Source organism: Actinophytocola sp., from assembly GCF_035712165.1.
In the GTDB taxonomy this organism is placed as follows: domain Bacteria; phylum Actinomycetota; class Actinomycetes; order Mycobacteriales; family Pseudonocardiaceae; genus DASYTH01.
Genome location: NZ_DASTBH010000126.1, coordinates 1 through 2,640, shown reverse-complemented (window position 1 = coordinate 2,640; position 2,640 = coordinate 1). Strand labels below are relative to the sequence as shown.

General features: G+C 72.3%; 2 protein-coding genes. One reads left to right on the top strand and one right to left on the bottom strand.

Features of this window, described 5'->3' with window-relative positions; genetic code table 11:
• Nucleotides 1–1,129: AIR synthase related protein (locus tag VFO68_RS06970; RefSeq protein WP_325157339.1), on the top strand; the 1,129-nt coding region annotated here is incomplete at its 5' end.
• A 50-nt stretch (nucleotides 1,130–1,179) separates the two neighbouring features.
• Here VFO68_RS06970 and VFO68_RS06965 read toward each other — a convergent pair.
• A partial coding sequence (locus VFO68_RS06965; protein WP_325157338.1) for a hypothetical protein occupies nucleotides 1,180–2,640 on the bottom strand: 1,461 nt, incomplete at its 5' end.

Here is a 2,640-nt window from a genome sequence, read left to right as displayed (position 1 = left end):
GGTGGCGCACGAGGGCCCGGTGTACGAGCGGCCGATCGAGCGACCGGCCGACCAGGACGCCCTGCAGGCCGACGTGGGCGAACTGGCCCGTCCGTCCACTTCGGACGAGCTGAGGTTCACCGTGCTGCGCATGGCGGCCTCGCCCAACCTGGCGTCCCGGCGCTGGGTCACCCAGCAGTACGACCGGTACGTGCGCGGCGGAACCGTGCTGGCGCAACCGTCGGACGCCGGGATGATCCGGATCGACGAGGAGACCGGCCGGGGCGTCGCGCTGTCCTGCGACTGCAACGGCCGCTACGTCCGGCTCGACCCGTACGCCGGCACCCAGCTCGCGCTGGCCGAGGCGTACCGCAACGTGGCGGTGAGCGGGGCCCGCCCGGTGGCCGTGACGAACTGCCTGAACTTCGGCTCGCCCGAGGACCCGGGCGTGATGTGGCAGTTCGAGCAGGCGGTGCGCGGGCTCGCCGACGGCTGCGCCACGCTGGGCATCCCGGTGACCGGCGGCAACGTGAGCTTCTACAACCAGACCGGTGACACCGCGATCCTGCCCACGCCGGTAGTCGGCGTGCTCGGCGTGATCGACGACGTCACCCGGCGGATCCCCAGCGGCTGGGACATGACCGCCAACGGGCATGTGCTGGTGCTGCTCGGCGAGACCCGCGAGGAGTTCGGCGGCTCGGAGTGGGCGCACGTGGTGCACGACCACCTCGGCGGGCTGCCGCCGCGGGTCGACCTGGCGCGCGAGCAGGTGCTGGCCGGTGTGCTGGCCGACGCCGCCCGGGACGGGCTGGTCTCCGCCGCCCACGACCTGTCCGACGGCGGCCTGGCGCAGGCCCTGGTGGAGGCCTGCCTGATCGGCGACACCGGCTGCCGGGTCAGTCTCGACGCGGGCTCCGACCAGTTCGTCCAGCTGTTCAGCGAGTCCGCGGGCCGGGTCGTGGTCGCCGTGCCCCGCGCGAACCTTTCGGCCTTCACCGCGCTGTGCACCGACCGCGCGCTGGCGTTCCGCGAGCTCGGCGTGGTCGAGGCCACCTGGGGCACGCTGGAGATCGAGGGCGTCGCCACCATCCCGCTCGACGAGCTCCGCGCCGCCTGGGAGAGCACTCTTCCCGCGCTGTTCGGCGGCTGAGACCGAAATGCCGCACCGGCATTGCGCCGGTGCGGCATCACGCTGCCAGGTCAGGCCGCCGAACGCCGCCGCCGGGCGCCGAACAGGGCAGCCGCCCCGCCCAGCACCGTCAGCAGACCGAACCCGCCCAGCCCGAGCACGCTCGCGCCGGTGTCGGCCAGCGCGCCGTCCGCCCGGGCCTGCGGGGCGGGGTTGGCCACCGGCGCCGGCTGGTTCGGGCAACTGGCCGGCGGTGCCGGGATCTCCGGCTGCTCCGCGGTACCGGGCACGACGATGAGCTGCAGCGGCCTGGGCGGCGACCAGGCCCGGACCTGCACCGGCAGCGGGTTCTCGTTGATGAACCGCAGACCGGCCGGCGGCACGACGTACAGCTGGTACCCGCCGCCCGGGGCCAGGTTCGGGAACGCGTAGTGACCGTTCGCGTCGGTGGTCGTCTCGACGTGCAGCGGACAGAGCAGTTGGTCGTTCACCAGCACCAGCCGCACCCCGGCGACGCCACCCTGCGACTCGGAGCCGCCGTCCTCGTACCGCTCCACCGTTCCCTCGAGGGTGGTGATCGCACCCGGCACGGCCGCTTCGTCCCCGGCCCGGACCTGCTCGAAGCCGTCGTCTTCCTCGTGGCCGAAGACGCAGGACACGTCGACCTGACCGGTCTCGTAGGCGGCCTGCGGGACGGTGTCCGTCACGTCGATCACCCGCGTCTGGCCGGGCGCCAGGGTCAGGCCGGTCACCAGTTCGCCCCATCCGGGCAGGTGCTCGGTCAGCGAGTCGTCGTTGCCGATGCCGTTGCAGCGCGCCACCAGGTCCTCGAACGGCTTCGAGCCCGAGTTGGTCAGGGTCACGGTGATGTGCGCGGTCTCGCCCGGCGCGTAGGTGTCCTTGGTGAACGCCATCGCCACGGCCAGCGTGCCGTCATAGGGCTTTGCCAGCCGGAGCACCAGGTTCACGCCGTCCTCGTCCAGGGTGAACCGCTGGGACGGGATGGTCCATCCGTCGAGCTCGAACGGGGCCAGGAAGTAGTCCCAGGTGGGCAGCCGGCCGAAGTCGAACCGGCCGTCGGACCCGGTGGTCGTCCGGAGCTCCTCCGAGATGAACCCGTAGCTCAGCGAGACCGGGTGGCCGGCCACCGTCTCACCCGGATCGATGACGTGGTCATGGTCGGCGTCTTTGTAGACCACCCCGCTGACCCGTCCGGTCCGCGGCACGATCGGCGCGCTGAACGGCACGTCGATCGGGCTGCCGGAGAAGCCCGGCAACACGCGGACCGTGAGGTTCACCTTCTCCGACTGGGGCCGGTTGGCCCGTCCGGACAGGTGCTGCGCACGTTCCTCGCCCGGCGCCAGGGTCACGCCCGGGTAGCCGCGGAAGTCGCCCCACTGCGCCGGGTCGTGGAAGAAGTAGTCCGGGTCGTACAGGTCGTACACCTGGATGTTCTCGACGGTCGCGGTCCCGGCGTTGCGGATCCGCACGGTGGCTTCGATCGGTTCGCCGGTCCGGTAGGAGGCCTTGTC